This window comes from Pseudomonas sp. H26/SER47-MNA-CIBAN-0231 (genome assembly GCF_040310465.1).
GTDB lineage: Bacteria > Pseudomonadota > Gammaproteobacteria > Pseudomonadales > Pseudomonadaceae > Aquipseudomonas > Aquipseudomonas atacamensis.
In genome coordinates, this window is the sequence record NZ_JBEOPW010000029.1 from 1 (window position 1) to 16,483 (window position 16,483).

A 16,483-nucleotide genomic window follows, 5' to 3' on the forward strand; every position below is an offset into this window, starting at 1 on the left:
CCTGAACTGGCAGTTCTGATTGCATGTGTTTGAGCCACTGTGGCGAGGGGATTTATCCCCGCTCGACTGCGCAGCAGTCGCAAAACCTGATCGTTCCCACGCGCAGCAAAGGAATGCAGCCCGGGACGCTCTGCGTCCCATTGGAACGCGGAGCGTCCCTAGAGGCATTCCCACGCGGAGCGTGGGAACGATCAATTGAAACAACCGGATTTTTCGCAACATCACTAAGGAAGGTCGTGGATGGATAACAACAATACCCCCGCGCAATCGGGTGGCCGCTTTGCCCTGAAAACCCTGACAGTCGCCATGCTCTGTGCCAGTGCGATGGCACAGGCAGCGCCTTACGTTGAGAACGGCCGCAGCGGCGATCCGTCGAGCTGGCGCAGCAATGAATTCAAGGCCGACTGGGGCCTGGGCGCGATCGGCGCGGATTACGCCTACGCCGCCGGCTACACCGGCAAAGGCGTGAAACTGGGCATCTTCGATCAGCCGGTCTACGCCGCGCATCCGGAGTTCTCTGGCAGTAACAAAGTCGTCACCCTGGTCACCAGCGGTATCCGCGAATACACCGACCCGTACATCCCGGTGAAAGCCGGCGACGCGTTCCGCTATGACGGTTCGCCCTCGGTCGGCTCCGACGGCAAGCTCGGCGCCCATGGCACCCACGTCGGCGGTATCGCGGCGGGCAGTCGCGACGGCGGGGTGATGCACGGCGTCGCGTTCGGGGCGCAGATCATCAGCGCCGACAACGGCGACCCGGGGCCTGAAGACGGCATCGTGCGTGGCAACGACGGCGCGGTGTACAAGGCCGGTTGGGATGCGCTGATCGCCAGCGGAGCGCGGATCATCAATAACAGCTGGGGCATCGGCATCACCGACCGCTTCGACCTCGGCGGCCGCGATCCGGCGTATCCGCACTTCACCGTCAACGACGCGCAGTTGCAGTTCAACGAAATCCGCACCTTGCTCGGCACCAAGCCTGGCGGCGCCTACGACGGCGCGATTGCCGCCGCACGCAGCGGCATCGTCACCATTTTTGCCGCTGGCAACGACTACAACCTGAACAACCCGGATGCCATTGCCGGCCTCGGCTACTTCGTTCCGGACATCGCGCCGAACTGGATCACCGTCGCCGCATTGCAGCAGAACCCGGACACCGCCAGCGCCAATCCGTACGTGATCAGCACGTTCTCCTCGCGTTGCGGCTACACCGCCAGTTACTGCGTCTCGGCGCCGGGCACCAAGATCTACAGCTCGATCATCGAAGGCACCAACGCCGACAACTTGACCACCGGCTACAAAAACTACAACGGCACCTCGATGGCCGCGCCGCACGTGGCCGGTTCCATCGCGGTGCTGATGGAGCGCTTCCCGTATATGTCCGGCGATCAGGTCGCCAGCGTGTTGCGCACCACTGCGACCGACCTCGGCGCACCGGGCATCGACGCCTTGTACGGCTGGGGCATGATCAACCTGCGCAAGGCCATCGACGGCCCGGCGATGTTCGTCACCGAGCAGGACATTCCCGAGGAATTCCGCGTGCAGGGTGCTTACGGCTCTGGCCAGTTTGTCGCCGATCTGCCGGGCATCGGCGCGATCATCGATCAGGGCAAACCGACCGAGCGCGTGTGCAGCGACATCACGTGCGGCCTCGATACCTGGCGCAACGACATTGGCGGCCACGGCGGTCTGACCAAGCAAGGCATCGGCACCCTGGTGCTGACCGGCAATAACACTTACAGCGGCCCGACCCTGGTCAATCAGGGTCGACTGGCCATCAACGGTTCGCTGCAATCGGCGGTCACTGTCAACAATGGCGGCATCCTCGGCGGCAATGGCCGCATCGGCGCGCTGGCAGTGAACAGCGGCGGTACGGTGGCACCGGGCAATTCCATCGGCACCCTGAATGTGGCAGGTGACGTGACTTTCGCGCCGGGTTCGACCTACGCCGTAGAGCTGTCGCCAACCAGCAGCGACCAGATCGTCGCGGGCGGCAAAGCCATCATCGACGGTGCCACGGTGAACCTGTCGCTGGAAAACAGCCCGACCTTGCTCAGCACCGGCGAAGTGCAAAGCCTGCTCGGCACCCGCTACAACATCCTGCAAGCGGCGGGTGGCATTGAAGGGCGCTTCGGTCAGGTCTTGCCGAATTACGCCTTCCTCGGCGGCACTCTGGATTACTCGGCGGGCGGCATTCAACTGGCGGTGGGGCGCAATGAGGCATCATTCGCCAGCGTCGGTCTGACGCCGAACCAGCGCGCCGTTGGTGCGGCTGCCGAACGTCTGGGTGCGGGCAATGCGCTGTTCGAAACCCTGTTGCTGTCGCCCAACGCGGCGTCGGCGCAGCAGGCCTTTCAACAGTTGTCCGGCGAGATTCACCCGGCCATCGGCACGCTGCTGATCAACGACAGCCGCTACCTGCGCGAAGCCGTCGGCGAGCGCCTGCGTGAGCGTGATCTGTTCAACGCCGATGCGCCGACTGATGATCGCAGCAACGTCTGGGTCAAGGTCCTCGGCTCGTGGGGCGAGAGTGACGGCGGACACGACAATGCCGATTCCAACAGCTCCATCGGTGGGCTGCTGGCCGGTGTCGACGGTCTGATTGCTGAAGATACCCGTCTCGGTTTCGTCACCGGTTACAGCGACAGTTCGTTGAGCATGGGCAGCGGCACGCATTCGTCGGCGTCGGTCGACAGCTACCACTTGGGTGCGTATCTGGGCCATGAAATCGACGCGTTGCGCCTGACGGTCGGCGGCGCGTACAGCTGGCATCGCATCGACGTCAAACGTGATCTGCAGTTCGGCGACGTCAGCGGTAAACAGAAAACCAAACGTGACGCGACCACCGCGCAAGTGTTCACCGAGGCCGCATACGATCTGGGCCTGCAACCGATGAACCTGGAGCCGTTCGCCAATCTGTCCTACGTGCACCTCAACACCGACAGCTTCACCGAAAAGGGTGACGCTGCCGCGCTCAAGGGTGGTGAAGACAATCGCGACGTGGTGCTGTCGACCCTCGGCGTGCGCGCCAAGCGCAGTTTTGCCGTGTCGGACAAGCATCAGCTGGAACTGGGCGCCAGCCTCGGCTGGCAGCACAACCTGAGCAGCGTCGATGCCGACAGCCATCTGGCCTTCGCCAATGGCAACAGCGCGTTCACCGTGCAAAGCGTGTCGATGGATCGTGACGCTGCCGTGGTCGGCGTGCGTGCCGGGTTGGCGCTCAATCGCGACGTGCGGGTCAACCTCGACTACAACGGTCTGATCGGCTCGAACGAGAAAGATCACGGAGTCGGTCTGACGCTCGACTGGCAGTTCTGAGGCGTAACCGGCAGCGCTTGATGGGCTGCCGGTCTTTCAAGAAAAGGGAGCGCTGCACATGGGATTGTTCGATTACAAAAATCCAAATGTGCAGAAGAGCCAAATGTGGGAGCGAGCCTGCTCGCTCCCACAGGTACGGCGTACACATGATCGTTCCCACGCTCTGCGTGGGAATGCAGCCGGGGACGCTCTGCGTCCCACAAGATCGCAGCCTTCGGCAGTTCCTGCAGAGGCTGTGCACGATGTAATGAATGCTCCGGAGCCTCGCGCTCTGGCTGTGAGCTATCTCTGACAATTCCAACAACAAGAGAGGCAATGGCAATGGGTGTATACGACTACAAGAACTTCGGCACAGCCGATTCCGCGGCGCTGTTCAGCGATGCCATGGCAATCACGCTGTATTCCTATCACAACCTCGATAACGGCTTCGCCGCCGGTTACCAGCACAACGGCTTCGGCCTCGGTCTGCCGGCGACGCTGGTCACTGCGCTGATCGGCGGCACCGGTTCGCAAGGGGTGATCCCCGGTATCCCGTGGAATCCCGATTCGGAAAAGCTCGCCCTCGAGGCCGTACAGAAGGCCGGCTGGACACCGATCAGCGCCGCGCAATTGGGCTACGACGGCAAGACCGACGCACGCGGGACGTTCTTCGGCGAGAAGGCCGGCTACACCAGCGCGCAGGTGGAAATCCTCGGTAAATACGACGCCCAGGGGCATCTCACCGAACTGGGTATCGCCTTTCGCGGCACCAGCGGTCCGCGCGAAATCCTCATTGGTGATTCGATTGGCGATGTGATCAACGATCTGCTCGCGGCGTTCGGCCCGGCCGATTACGCAAAAAACTACGTCGGCGAAGCTTTCGGCAATCTGCTCAACGATGTCGTCGCATTCGCTCGGGCCAATGGCCTCAGCGGCAAGGACGTACTGGTCAGCGGCCACAGCCTGGGCGGTCTGGCGGTGAACAGCATGGCTGACTTGAGCGCTGGCAAGTGGGACGGGTTTTTCGCTGATTCCAACTACATCGCCTACGCCTCGCCGACGCAAAGCAGCGGCGACAAGGTGCTGAATATCGGTTACGAAAACGACCCGGTGTTTCGCGCCCTCGACGGTTCGACCTTCAGCAGTGCCTCGGTGGGTGTGCACGATGCGCCGCATGCCTCGACCACCGACAACATCCTCAGCTTCAACGATCACTACGCCTCGAACGCCTGGAACGTGCTGCCGTATTCGATCCTGAACATTCCGACGTGGATTTCGCACCTGCCCACTGGCTACGGCGACGGCATGACCCGCGTGCTGGAATCGAAGTTCTACGACCTGACCAGCCGCGACTCGACGATCATCGTCGCCAACCTGTCCGACCCGGCGCGGGCCAGCACGTGGGTGCAGGACCTCAACCGCAACGCCGAAACCCACAAGGGCAACACCTTCATCATCGGCAGTGACGGCAACGACCTGATCCAGGGCGGCAGCGGCAATGACTATCTGGAAGGCCGTGCCGGCAATGACAGCTTCCGTGACAGCGGCGGCTACAACGTCATTCTGGGCGGGCAGGGCAGCAACACCCTCGACTTGCAGCAGACGGTGAAGAACTTCGATTTCGCCAACGACGGTGCCGGCAACCTGTACATCCGCGATGCCAACGGCGGGATCAGCATCACCCGTGACATTGGCAGCATCGTCAGCAAAGAGCCGGGTTTTCTCTGGGGCATGTTCAAGGACGACGTGCTGCACAGCGTCACGGCCACGGGGTTGAAAGTCGGCAGTAACCTCACCGCTTATGAATCGAACGTAAAAGGCACGGCCGCTGCTGACATGCTCAAGGCGCATGCCGGCGGTGACTGGCTGTTCGGGCTGGAGGGCAATGATCATTTGCTCGGCGGTGCGGGCAATGACGTGTTTGTCGGTGGTGCTGGCAATGACCTGCTGGAATCGGGCGGCGGGGTGGATACGTTTCTGTTCAACGGCGCGTTTGGCCAGGATCGTGTGGTTGGCTACACGGCCGATGACAAACTGGTGTTTCTTGGCGTGCAGGGCGTGTTGCCGGGGGATGATTTGCGAGCCCATGCGTCGGCGGTCGGGCAGGATACCGTGCTGACGTTTGGCGGGGATTCGGTGACGTTGGTGGGGGTGGCGCTGGGGAGCTTGAGCGCCGACGGGGTTGTCATCGCCTGAGGTTGATGCAGGGCCTGTGCCGGCCCCTTCGCGAGCAAGCTCGCTCCCACACGGGATCTGCGTCGTTCACACATCTTTACCAGGAGCTGCCGAAGGCTGCGATGTGATCGTTCCCACGCTCCGCGTGGGAATGCAGCCCGGGACGCTCTGCGTCCCACTCGAGAGCCGAACGCGGAGCGTCCGTGGAGGCATTCCTTTGCTGCGCATGGGAACGATCATTCAGGCCAAGTCAGTCTTCCTTGCGCACGGTTGCTACTTCATCGGCGCGAACCTTGACCTTGGCGCCGGAAATATCCTCGAACTCATAGAAACCGTCCTCGGTCTCGGTCTTCGGCATGTCCTCGGTCAGGTACTGGGTGCCGTTCTGCAGCGTCACCACGGTCTGGGTCGAACAGCCGCCCAGCGCCAACAGGGCGGCGACCGCTACAGGAATGCCCAGCATCTTGATTTTCATACCCACCTCTGACTCCTTGCTTGAATGTGATTGCGGGCATTGTCGGCCCTGTAACGCGGTTGGTGCCAGCAGCGGCGGAAAAGTTCGATAGCGGCACGAAAAAATGCCATTGATCTTTTTCCGTTTGCGCCGGGCAGGGCTGAGCTGGTATCTGTACGCATAACCAGTGTTCGCTTGCCGTGGCTTTGAATTCCCGTGACCTCCAACCCTCTCGACGATCCGTTCTATTACCTCAACAACTTCCGGCAAGTGCTTGATTGGCTTGGGCTTCGCTATGCCGATGTGATGAGCACTAGCGAGCACGGCTTCATCCGCGACTTCAATACGCTGCCGCAAGCCTCGCAGGGATTGCTGGTACGCATGGTCATGCGCAAGGGCATTCACTTTCGCGCGAGCAAACTCAATTATCTGGAAATCGGCGACATCGCCGAGGCGGCGCGACCGTTGCTCGATTACGGCTGGCTCGATGAACACGCGGATTTGACACTGGCAGAACTGTTCGATGTCCTGCTCAAGGCCGAGCTGCTGCAAGCGTTCGGCACCTTTATAGAACAGCCGAAAGGGCGCAAGGACGAGTGGCTGCCGGTGCTGGCCGAACAGTTCAGCGAGGCGCAGACCCTGCGTGTCTGGGCGCCGCAACTGGCTGAGCGGCTGTTCAGCCTGACCCTGATGGACCTGTGCGATCGCCTGCGCCTGATGTTCTTCGGCAATCTGTATCAGGACTGGTCGGAGTTCGTGCTGGCCGACCTGGGCATCTTCACTTATGAAAAAGTCGAGTTCTGCGCCGACTCCCGAGGCCTGCGCAGCCGCGAAGACGTCGACGCCTGCCTGTTCCTGCATCAATGCCAGTTGCGCTTCGAAGCCGGTGAAGCGCTGGACGAGATCGTCGAACAGATCAACGCCGTGCAATTCGACAACCCGTGGCTGCGCCGCCGACAAGCCAAGGCGTTGTTCCAGATCGGCCAGTACGCCGAGCGCATCGGCGACTTTCCCCTGGCCCTGAGTGTTTACCGCGACTGCGCCTACCCGGGCGCACGACTGCGGATGATCCGTGTGCTCGAACGCTGCGGCGAATATGCATTGGCGCTGGAACTCGGCACGCTGGCCGAACAGGCCCCGCAAAGCGCGGCTGAGCAACAGGGCTTGCAGCGCATCGTCCCGCGCCTGCGGCGCAAACTCGGTGGCCCGCCGCTCAAGCGTGCCAAGGCCAGAGAGGTCGAGCGCCTCGATTTGCACTTGCCGCGCATCGATCCGGCGCGGTCGGTGGAATTTCATGTGCAAGCGCACTTGCACGCCGATGACGGCCCGGTGCATTACGTCGAGAACAGCCTGATCAATTCACTGTTCGGCCTGTTGTGCTGGCCGGCGATCTTCGCGCCGTTGCCGGGTGCGTTCTTTCACCCGTTCCAGCGCGGCCCGGTGGATCTGCTCAGCGAAGACTTCCTCGAGCGCCGCGCCGAGCTGTTCCAGGCCTGCCTGGGCGAACTCGACGACGGCCGCTACGCCGAGACCATCCGCCAGCGCTTCGTCGACAAGTGGGGCATACAGTCGCCTTTCGTGTTCTGGGGCGCGCTCAATGAAGACTTGCTGGAGCAGGCGCTGGCCTGTCTGCCCGCCGAACACCTGAAACACTGGTTCAACCGATTGCTGCTCGACATCAAGGCCAACCGTGCCGGCATGCCGGACCTGATCCAGTTCTGGCCGCAGCACAAGACCTACCGGATGATCGAAGTCAAAGGCCCCGGCGACCGCTTGCAGGACAATCAGCTGCGCTGGCTGGAGTTCTGCCACGAGCACCAGATGCCGGTGGCCGTGTGTTATGTGCAATGGGCGGAGCAGAGCGCTTGAGTTATAGCGTTGCCGTGCGTGCACTGTGCGAGTTCACCGCCAAGACCGGCGACCTCGACCTGCGCTTCACCCCGTCACCGACCGCGCTGGAAGGCATCGTCGGCCATCGCACCGTGGCCTCGCGGCGCAGCGAGCAGTACCAGAGCGAAGTGGCGCTGCAAGGTGAGTTCGGCGAGTTGAAGGTCAAGGGCAGGGCGGATGGCTACGATCCGGCGCAAAACTGCCTGGAAGAAGTCAAAACCTATCGCGGCGACCTGAGCAAGCAACCGGCCAATCACCGCCAGTTGCACTGGGCGCAGGCGAAAATCTACGGCTGGTTGATGTGCCAGAAACTGCAATTGCAGCAGATCAATCTGGCGCTGGTGTATTTCGACGTCGTCAGCGAAAAGGAAACCTGCCTGGTTGAATCCCACAGTGCCGAGTCGCTTCAGGGGTTTTTCGCGCAGCAGTGCGCTTTGTTCCTGCAATGGGCCGAGCAGGAAATGGCCCATCGCGAAGCGCGCAATCTGGCCGCGCAGCAACTGGCGTTCCCGCACGCGGATTTTCGCCCCGGCCAACGGCATCTGGCCGAATCAGTGTTCAAAGCCGTCAGCACCGGCCGCTGCCTCATGGCCCAGGCGCCGACCGGCATCGGCAAAACCCTTGGCACGCTGTTTCCGATGCTCAAGGCCTTGGCGCCGCAGCAACTGGACAAGGTGTTCTTTCTCACCGCCAAGACTCCCGGACGCAAGCTGGCGCTGGATGCCAGCCACGTGTTGTTCAGGCAAACGCCGGACTTGCCGCTACGGGTGATGGAAATGGTTGCTCGCGATAAGGCCTGCGAACACCCGGACAAGGCCTGCCACGGTGAATCCTGTCCGTTGGCCCAAGGTTTTTATGATCGCCTGCCGGCTGCCCGCGAATCTGCCAGCCATATCAATCTGCTGGATCAGGCGGCGATGCGTGAAGTCGCCGCGCAGCACAGCGTGTGCCCGTACTATCTCAGTCAGGAAATGGCCCGCTGGGCGGATGTGGTGGTTGCCGACTACAACTATTACTTCGACTTCAGCGCGCTGCTGTTCGGTCTGGCCCAGCTCAATCAGTGGAAAGTCGCGGTGCTCGCCGACGAGGCGCACAACCTGGTCGAGCGCGGCCGGCAGATGTACAGCGCCAGTCTCGACCAGTTCACCCTCGCCAGCGTGCGCAAAACCGCGCCCGCAGCGCTGAAGAATTCCCTGCAGCGGGTCAACCGTGAATGGAACGCGCTGCATGCGCCGCAACTGGCGGCGTATCAGGCCTATGACAAGGCGCCGGACAAGCTCCTGCAAGCCATCTCGCTGTGTTGCGCGGCTATTGGCGATTACCTCAACGAACATCCGCAAGGCCTCGACAGCGGTCTGCAGAACTTCTATTTCGACTTGCTGCAATTTGCCCGGGTCGCCGAGCTGTACGACGAGCATTACCTGTTCGATATCAGCAAACGCGACCTCGACCGCAAGCGTCCACTGTCGCAACTGTGCCTGCGCAACGTGGTGCCGGCGGCGTTCATCGGCCCGCGCCTGAGCGCGGCGCGCAGCAGCGTGCTGTTCTCGGCCACGCTGAGCCCGCGCAACTACTACGCCGACCTGCTCGGCACGCCCGCCGATACGGTGTGCATCGACGTCGAATCGCCGTTCAGCGCCGAGCAGTTGCAGGTGCACATCGTCAGCCAGATCTCCACGCGTTTTAACCATCGCCAGGCCTCGCTGGAGCCTATCGTCGAACTGATCGCCCGCCAGTTCAGCGAGCGCCCGGGCAACTATCTGGCGTTCTTCAGCAGTTTCGATTACCTGCAACAGGTCGCGACCTTATTGGCCGAGCGCCATCCGCGCATCACTCAGTGGCTGCAATCGCGGGGCATGGCCGAGGGCGCGCGGCAGGCGTTTCTCGACCAGTTCAGCGCCGACAGCCAGGGTGTGGGGTTTGCGGTGTTGGGCGGCGCGTTTGGCGAGGGCATCGATTTGCCCGGCGCGCGGCTGATCGGCGCGTTCATCGCCACGCTGGGGCTGGCGCAGCTCAACCCGGTCAACGAGCAGATGAAGCGGCGCATGGCCGCCATTTTTGGCGCCGGCTACGACTACACCTATCTGTACCCGGGCATGCAAAAAGTCGTACAAGCCGCCGGGCGGGTGATTCGCACCCGTGAGGATCGCGGCACGGTCATGCTCATCGACGACCGCTTTGCCGAAAGCCGCATCCAGCAACTGCTGCCGCGCTGGTGGGCGATCAAAAGCGAACCGGCGCTTTTCAAATCGACGGATTCACGCATACTTCAGCCCATGACAGTGGCTGGTGAGTGTGATGAGTGAGAACAACAGAACCGCAGCGATCGAAGACAGCCGTTTCCGGCTGCTGATCGACGCGGTTGTCGACTATGCGATCTACATGATCGACCCCGACGGTACCATCACCAGTTGGAACTCCGGCGCCAAACGCTTCAAAGGTTATGAAGAAGCGGAAATCATCGGCGAGCACTTCTCGCGCTTCTATACCCCTGAAGACCGCGCCAACGGCATGCCGCAACGGGCGCTGGACACAGCGATCCGTGAAGGTCGCTTCGAAGGCGAGGGCTGGCGCGTGCGCAAGGACGGCACGCACTTCTGGTCGCACGTGGTGATCGATCCGATCATCGACCCCAACGGCGAATTGCTCGGTTTCGCCAAGATCACCCGTGACCTCACCGACCGCAAAATGGCCGAAGAAACCCTCAAGCAAAGCGAACAGCAGTTCCGCCTGCTGGTGCAGGGCGTCACCGACTACGCGATCTACATGCTCAGCCCCGAAGGCTGCGTCAGCAACTGGAACCAGGGCGCGCAGCGCATCAAGGGCTATTTGCCGGAAGAGATCATCGGCCAGCATTTTTCGATTTTCTACACCCCCGAAGACCGCGAACTCGGCGAGCCGCAGCGCTCGCTGGAGATTGCCACCCGCGAAGGCCGCTTCGAGAACCGCAGCTGGCGGATGCGCAAGGACGGCACGCGCTTTCTTGCCCACGTAGTGGTCGATGCGATTCGCGGCGACACCGGCACGCTGCTCGGCTTCGCCAAGATCACCCGCGATGTCACCGAGGCCCACGAAGCGCAGCAGGCCCTGGAAAAGACCCGCGAGGCATTGTTCCAGGCGCAGAAGATGCAGGCGATCGGCCAACTCAGCGGCGGCATCGCCCATGACTTCAACAACCTGCTGACGGTGATTCTCGGCAACCTCGAGATCGTGCAGAAACGCATCGGCGACGCGCCGAAAATCGCTCGTCTGCTGGAAAACGCCACCCAGGGTGCCTTGCGCGGTGTTTCGCTGACCCAGCGCATGCTGGCCTTCGCCCGGCGTCAAGAGCTCAAGACCGAATCGGTGGATATCCCGCAATTGGTGCAAGGCATCACCGGGCTGCTGCGCAGTTCGCTCGGACCGGGCATTCGTATCGAAACACGCTTTCCCGACGACCTGCAGCCAGTGCTGGCCGATAGCAATCAGCTGGAACTGGCGATCCTCAATCTCGCCACCAATGCCCGCGATGCCATGCCCGACGGCGGCACGGTGGTCATTCAGGCGCAAGCCGAAGTGGTGCTGGAACAAACTCATTCGGCCCTCGCGGTGGGGCGTTACGTGTGCCTGAGCCTGATCGACAGCGGCGAAGGCATGGACGAAGCCACGCTGGCCTGCGCCCGTGATCCGTTCTTCACCACCAAAGGCCTGGGCAAAGGCACCGGGCTGGGCTTGTCGATGGTGCACGGCTTCATCGAGCAGTTGGGCGGGCGCTTTATTCTGAAAAGCGAGAAGGGCCACGGTACGGCGGCCGAGCTGTGGATTCCGGTGGCGCTTGAGCGTACGGCCAGTCGCCCGGCGTACAGCAACGCAGCGCCGATCGCAGTACCGCGACTCAGCGTGCTGGTGGTCGATGACGATTCGCTGGTGCTGACCAGCACCAGTCTGTTGCTGGAAGACCTCGGCCATCGCGTCATCGGCGCGACCACCGGCGCCCAGGCGCTGGCACTGTTCGATCAGGGCGAAGTCATTGATCTGGTGATCACCGACATGGCCATGCCAAAAATGAGCGGCGCGCAACTGGCCCATGCCTTGCGCATGCTCAAGCCGGATCTGCCGATCATTCTCGCCACTGGATATGCCGAACGCCTCGAGGGTTTTGCCGCTCAACTGCCGCGTCTGCCGAAACCGTTCACCCAAGCGAGTCTGGTGCAGATCATCGCCCAATCCATGAAATGACGCGCTGGTCGATCCGGCTGAACTAGTGCTGACGCGTGCCTTTCCAAAAGTCTTGTTCACTTTTGGAGGGCACGTCTCTTGTCTCGCATATTGACCCAGCCAAGCGCTGTTGAAGAAGCCTTGGCCGAACACGACGCCAAGATGTTTGGCTCACCCAAGGAGCGCCTGGATTTCTATCGCCGGGAAATCCAGTACGAAACCAGCATCCTCGCCAACCGTACCGACGCCTACCTCGCGGCGCAGTCGTTTCTGGTGATCGCTTTTGCCTCGTGCATGGCCAACCTCAATCCGGAGTGGGGCAAGATGTTCACCCTCGTCGTGCCGCCGTTTCTCGCGCTGCTCGGGGTGCTCAGCTCACTGAATGCCTGGCCGGGGATTCGCGCGGCTTACGACATCATCGATCACTGGCACTTCAAACAAAGCCAGTTGCTGCACAGCGAGCCGGTAATGGGCGCGGCGTATGACGAGTCGCCCCTGTTCAGCGAAATGGAATCGAGCCACAAGGGCTATCGCAAGTCGCTGCTGTTCTCGGTGCGCACGCCTTGGATCTTTGCGACGTTCTGGGTGATGTTGGGGGTGTATGCGGTGTTTATTCAGGTGACCAATCCTTGAGGTGGATTGGTCGGGACAGGTGCTGGATGTTGTGGTGTTAATGAGATTTTCACCCCCTCACCCCAGCCCTCTCCCCCAAGGGGGCGAGGGGGAAAGGGAGCAGATCTTCATGCTTTTCAAAACTTGTATTCGACTCGATTTTTCAGGTCGATGAATAACGAAAAACACCTCGGTCAGTCCCCTCTCCCTCGGGGAGAGGGCTAGCGTGAGGGGCTTTTGACTTTTTTCACGCAGGTTCCAGCTCACGCCGCGCAGTTACAGCATTCTGCGCCGCCGTCGGAATCGGCGGGAAATCCTCATTCAGCACACACAGATGATCAATCGCATCTTCAAATTTCGCATCGGCTTTCTTGCGCAGTGCCCGGTATTGCTCAAAGCGTTCGAAGTCGGTCGGCGTCTGTTCCAGCAGCGCGTTGGCCGCTCGGTTCAGTTCGTGGGCTTCTTCGAACAGTTGACGATTGCGTTCCAGAGCCAGTGCTCTGCAAGCCTTGATTTGCGCAGGAGTCGAGCATTCGTTCATGACCGTGACCTTGTTTGTGTCGGGGTTCCGTTTAATAGGCTGTTCACCGCAGGGGAACCGAACCTGCCGGGCCGCGCTGATGATTGGCGCGGTTAAAGTTGTGACCGTTGGGTCGCGCCCGGCGATCCATTTTTTTGCAGAAAAATCTTCGATCATTTCCAGCCAAGCGCAGCGGTCGAAGAATCAGCTTTTTCGTTGCTTCAGGTTTTCATAGCGCGCCAGCATCGGTTGTGTGCTGACGCCATGCAGCAGAATGCTCAGGGCCACTACTGACAAAGTGATGTCGGTACAGACCTTGGCCACGTCTGAATCCAGGCCATGGTTCAAGGCGAAGAACAGATAGAACAGGCTGCCGATGCCGCGTATGCCAAACCAGCCGATCAACAAACGCTGCGGTCCGTTGAGCAAATTGCCCCATGGCATCAGTGCCACGCTCAGCGGGCGGATCAGGCAAAACAGCACGGCGCCGATCCACAACGCCCGCCAGTCCCAGTGGGCAATCAGCACAACACCAAGCAGGGTCACCAGAAACACTTCCATCGCCCGCTCGACCAGACTGCCGAACGCCAGCATGTCACCCATCATGATCCCGGCCGCGACTTGGCTGTCTTCCAGCTTCTCTGTGTCGCCATGCACGGCGTTCTGTGGCTCGACGTTCTGATGACCGACCACCGGCTGCACCAGATGCTCGGCAGGTGCCTGGGTGATGCCCGTGGATTTGACTTCCTCCTGACGCAGGCCGAGGCCGGCAGCGAAAACCGCGAGAAAGCCGTAGCCGCCAATGGCGTCGGCCACCACGTAGGACAGCGCAATCAGCGCGAGGGTCAGGTAATCGTTGGGGCCGAGGGTGCTGTCCTCGTTGTGAATGCGCAGCAGCAGGGCGATGCGGCCGATGCCGCGGCCCATCCAGTAACCGGTGAGCAAACCCGCCGGCACCGCCCACAAGAGACTGCGAACCACCCAGTGCTGCCACTCGCTGGCGCTACCGTCACCGTGCAGCAACAGCAAACCAAGAATCACGAAAGGGAAAGCCACGCCATCATTGAGCCCGGCCTCTCCGGAGAGGCCGAAACGCACGCTGTCGACGTCCTGGGCATCATTGACCTGCACCAGTGCGGCGAGCACCGGGTCGGTCGGTGCCAGAATCGCACCGATCAGCAAGGAAGGCCCCCACGGCAATTGCAGGCCCCAGTGCAACAGCAGACACACGCCGATGATGCTCAGAATCATCACCGGCCCGGCCAGACCAAAAGCGATGCGCCAGGTCTTGTTGCCCAGCGGCAGGCGCAATTTCAAACCGCAGACGAACAAAGAAAAGAGCACCGCGACCTCAGTCAGGTGCTCCATCCACAGCGACGATTCTTCCAGCGGCAATTGCAGCAGGTCGAGGCCGCTGGGGCCGATGGCGATGCCCAGCAGCAGGCACACCGCCGAGGTGGTGACCGGCATCCAGCGCAACCATGACGACGTCAGGGCCAGCGTCAGCAGCACGGCGCCGAGCACCGCGACCCATACGCCGAAACTCATGACCGTTCACTGCAGCGAATTTTCAAGGACAGGCGCACCGGGTCAGCTCACGGTCGTGCGCAGGTACTCGGGGATGAGCACGTTGAACCACAGCAGAATCATCGACACCAGCATCGTCACCAGCACCAGCAGGCCAACGCCCCACACGCACGCCGAATACAGCAGGCCTTGCTCCTTACGCTCATGCATGAAGGTCGGCAGGCCGACGAACAGCAGAAACGTCGAATAGATCGACGCCGCGCCGAGAACCAGAATCGCCAGCCAGCGACTCGGGTACAGCCCGGCAATGCCGGCGAGGAAAAACGGCGTCACCGTGTAGGCGGCAAAACCGATGCATTGATTGAGCGTTGGCCGCGCATCGAATGATCGCGACATCCATCTGATAAACCCGCCGATAATCGCCACACCCGCGACGATCGTCACGTACAGCAACACGCTCAGTTGCAGGGCGCTGGCCGTGCTCAGTCGCACGTTTTCACCCACGGCGAGGCTCCAGCCGACCTGGGTGGTGCCGATGAACAGGCACACGGCCGGAATCAGCGCGAGCAGCAGCAGATGCGCGAGATAGTGGCGGGGATGGGTTTCTTCTTCGCGGCGGATATCGGTCCAGGCGAAGTTGGGTTGGGTGAAGAGTCTGACGAGGGGGGCGGACATGACAACCTCCTGTTCCTGTTGGCCCGTAGGCGCTTACAGGTATGGAGAGATGCCATGCCGCTCGGGTTCAGTTTTTCTGCTGCACGGTTACAGCATCGGTTTGCCGCCGGTCACGCCGTAGCGCTGGCCGGTGATATAGCTGGCTTCGTCGGAGGCCAGCAGCACGTAAATCGGCGCGACTTCCACCGGTTGGCCGGGACGGCCGAGCGGGGTGCTGCCGCCGAAGTTCTGTACTTCTTCATCGGGCATGGTCGAGACGATCAGCGGCGTCCAGATCGGACCTGGGGCGACGCTGTTGACGCGGATTTCCTTCGGCCCGAGCATCTGCGCCAGGCCACCGGTGAAGTTGGCGATTGCGCCTTTGGTGGTGGCGTAGGCCAGCAGGGTCGGCTTGGGCATGTCCGAGTTGACCGAGCTGGTGTTGATGATCGACGAACCGGGGCGCATGTGCTTGATCGCCGCCTGGCAGATCCTGAACATGGCGGTGATATTCACGTCGAAGGTCATCACCCATTCGTCATCGGGGATTTCCTCGAAGTTTTCGTGGGTCATCTGGAACGCGGCGTTGTTGACCAGAATGTCGATGCGGCCAAAGCGCTCGACGGTCTTGTCGACCAGCGCCTGACATTGCGCCTTCTCGGCGATATCGCCCGGCAGCAGGATGCACTGACGCCCGGCCTGCTCGACCCAGCGTGCGGTTTCCTTGGCGTCTTCGTGTTCATTCAGGTAAGCCACGGCGACGTCGGCGCCTTCACGGGCGAAGGCAATCGCCACCGCGCGACCAATGCCGCTGTCGGCGCCGGTGATCAGCGCGATCTTGCCGGCGAGGCGGCCGGAACCGACGTAACTCTGCTCGCCGCAGTCTGGATACGGCTCCATCTTGCGTTGCGAGCCGGGCACCGGTTGGGCTTGTTTCGGGAAGGGTGGTTTTGGATAGTCAGTCATCGCAGGGTCTCCTGATTTCAAGGCCAGTGTTCCGGGTTGACCCGGTGGCTTTGCCTTGAGTTCGATCGGATTTGCGCTGGATTTTGGTTGGCTATGCAAAACCAATGTGGGAGCGAGCCTGCTCGCGAAAGAGTCTGTCAGACGGTAAATATGTCGACTGACAGACCGCTTTCGCGAGCAGGCTCGCTCCC

General features: G+C 61.6%; 11 protein-coding genes. 6 read left to right on the forward strand and 5 right to left on the reverse strand.

Features of this window, described 5'->3' with window-relative positions; translation table 11 throughout:
• Positions 1-240: 240 nt before the first annotated feature.
• Together AAEZ10_RS26250 and AAEZ10_RS26255 are read left to right on the forward strand one after the other, a co-directional pair.
• Positions 241-3,318, forward strand: coding sequence for an autotransporter domain-containing protein (locus AAEZ10_RS26250; protein WP_350571627.1), 3,078 nt, complete (start codon positions 241-243; stop codon positions 3,316-3,318).
• Between the two features lie 321 nt (positions 3,319-3,639).
• Complete coding sequence (locus AAEZ10_RS26255; protein ID WP_350571654.1) at positions 3,640-5,493, forward strand: polyurethane esterase; 1,854 nt, start codon at positions 3,640-3,642, stop codon at positions 5,491-5,493.
• Between the two features lie 229 nt (positions 5,494-5,722).
• Here the strand turns inward: AAEZ10_RS26255 and AAEZ10_RS26260 are convergent, their stop codons facing one another.
• Positions 5,723-5,947 (reverse strand): YgdI/YgdR family lipoprotein, encoded by a 225-nt coding sequence (locus tag AAEZ10_RS26260; protein ID WP_016774830.1) that lies wholly within the window; start codon positions 5,945-5,947, stop codon positions 5,723-5,725.
• 195 nt (positions 5,948-6,142) lie between these two features.
• Between AAEZ10_RS26260 and AAEZ10_RS26265 the strand changes: the two genes are divergently transcribed.
• The 4 genes from AAEZ10_RS26265 to AAEZ10_RS26280 all read left to right on the forward strand — a co-directional run bounded on the left by AAEZ10_RS26265 (position 6,143) and on the right by AAEZ10_RS26280 (position 12,646).
• On the forward strand, positions 6,143-7,795 hold the full coding sequence (locus AAEZ10_RS26265) for a VRR-NUC domain-containing protein (protein WP_350571629.1): 1,653 nt from the start codon (positions 6,143-6,145) through the stop codon (positions 7,793-7,795).
• Positions 7,792-10,122, forward strand: coding sequence for a helicase C-terminal domain-containing protein (locus tag AAEZ10_RS26270; RefSeq protein WP_350571631.1), 2,331 nt, complete (start codon positions 7,792-7,794; stop codon positions 10,120-10,122). Before AAEZ10_RS26265 ends, AAEZ10_RS26270 begins: the two co-directional genes overlap by 4 nt.
• Positions 10,115-12,034: a hybrid sensor histidine kinase/response regulator gene (locus AAEZ10_RS26275; RefSeq protein ID WP_350571633.1), complete on the forward strand. Its 1,920-nt coding sequence runs from the start codon at positions 10,115-10,117 to the stop codon at positions 12,032-12,034. The genes AAEZ10_RS26270 and AAEZ10_RS26275 overlap by 8 nt, the downstream gene beginning before the upstream one ends.
• Positions 12,035-12,112: 78 nt before the next feature.
• Positions 12,113-12,646, forward strand: coding sequence for a hypothetical protein (locus AAEZ10_RS26280; RefSeq protein WP_016774826.1), 534 nt, complete (start codon positions 12,113-12,115; stop codon positions 12,644-12,646).
• A 226-nt stretch (positions 12,647-12,872) separates the two neighbouring features.
• Here AAEZ10_RS26280 and AAEZ10_RS26285 read toward each other — a convergent pair whose 3' ends face one another.
• The 4 genes from AAEZ10_RS26285 to AAEZ10_RS26300 all read right to left on the reverse strand — a co-directional run bounded on the left by AAEZ10_RS26285 (position 12,873) and on the right by AAEZ10_RS26300 (position 16,292).
• On the reverse strand, positions 12,873-13,322 hold the full coding sequence (locus AAEZ10_RS26285) for a hypothetical protein (protein WP_273526698.1): 450 nt from the start codon (positions 13,320-13,322) through the stop codon (positions 12,873-12,875).
• A gap of 27 nt (positions 13,323-13,349) precedes the next feature.
• Entirely contained in the window at positions 13,350-14,693 is a 1,344-nt protein-coding gene (locus tag AAEZ10_RS26290; protein WP_350571635.1) for a cation:proton antiporter, read from the reverse strand.
• 42 nt (positions 14,694-14,735) lie between these two features.
• Positions 14,736-15,347, reverse strand: a complete 612-nt coding sequence (locus tag AAEZ10_RS26295) for a Yip1 family protein (protein WP_016774823.1) — start codon at positions 15,345-15,347, stop codon at positions 14,736-14,738.
• Positions 15,348-15,434: 87 nt separating this feature from the next.
• Positions 15,435-16,292, reverse strand: coding sequence for a glucose 1-dehydrogenase (locus AAEZ10_RS26300; RefSeq protein WP_016774822.1), 858 nt, complete (start codon positions 16,290-16,292; stop codon positions 15,435-15,437).
• Positions 16,293-16,483: the final 191 nt, after the last annotated feature.

What these genes read in the sequence shown, in the direction of transcription:
- AAEZ10_RS26275 (WP_350571633.1), top strand. Translation starts at nt 10,115, where the DNA reads ATGAGTGAGAACAACAGAACCGCAGCGATCGAAGACAGCCGTTTCCGG.
- AAEZ10_RS26260 (WP_016774830.1), bottom strand. Translation starts at nt 5,947, where the DNA reads ATGAAAATCAAGATGCTGGGCATTCCTGTAGCGGTCGCCGCCCTGTTG.
- AAEZ10_RS26255 (WP_350571654.1), top strand. Translation starts at nt 3,640, where the DNA reads ATGGGTGTATACGACTACAAGAACTTCGGCACAGCCGATTCCGCGGCG.
- AAEZ10_RS26300 (WP_016774822.1), bottom strand. Translation starts at nt 16,292, where the DNA reads ATGACTGACTATCCAAAACCACCCTTCCCGAAACAAGCCCAACCGGTG.
- AAEZ10_RS26250 (WP_350571627.1), top strand. Translation starts at nt 241, where the DNA reads ATGGATAACAACAATACCCCCGCGCAATCGGGTGGCCGCTTTGCCCTG.
- AAEZ10_RS26285 (WP_273526698.1), bottom strand. Translation starts at nt 13,322, where the DNA reads ATGATCGAAGATTTTTCTGCAAAAAAATGGATCGCCGGGCGCGACCCA.
- AAEZ10_RS26290 (WP_350571635.1), bottom strand. Translation starts at nt 14,693, where the DNA reads ATGAGTTTCGGCGTATGGGTCGCGGTGCTCGGCGCCGTGCTGCTGACG.
- AAEZ10_RS26295 (WP_016774823.1), bottom strand. Translation starts at nt 15,347, where the DNA reads ATGTCCGCCCCCCTCGTCAGACTCTTCACCCAACCCAACTTCGCCTGG.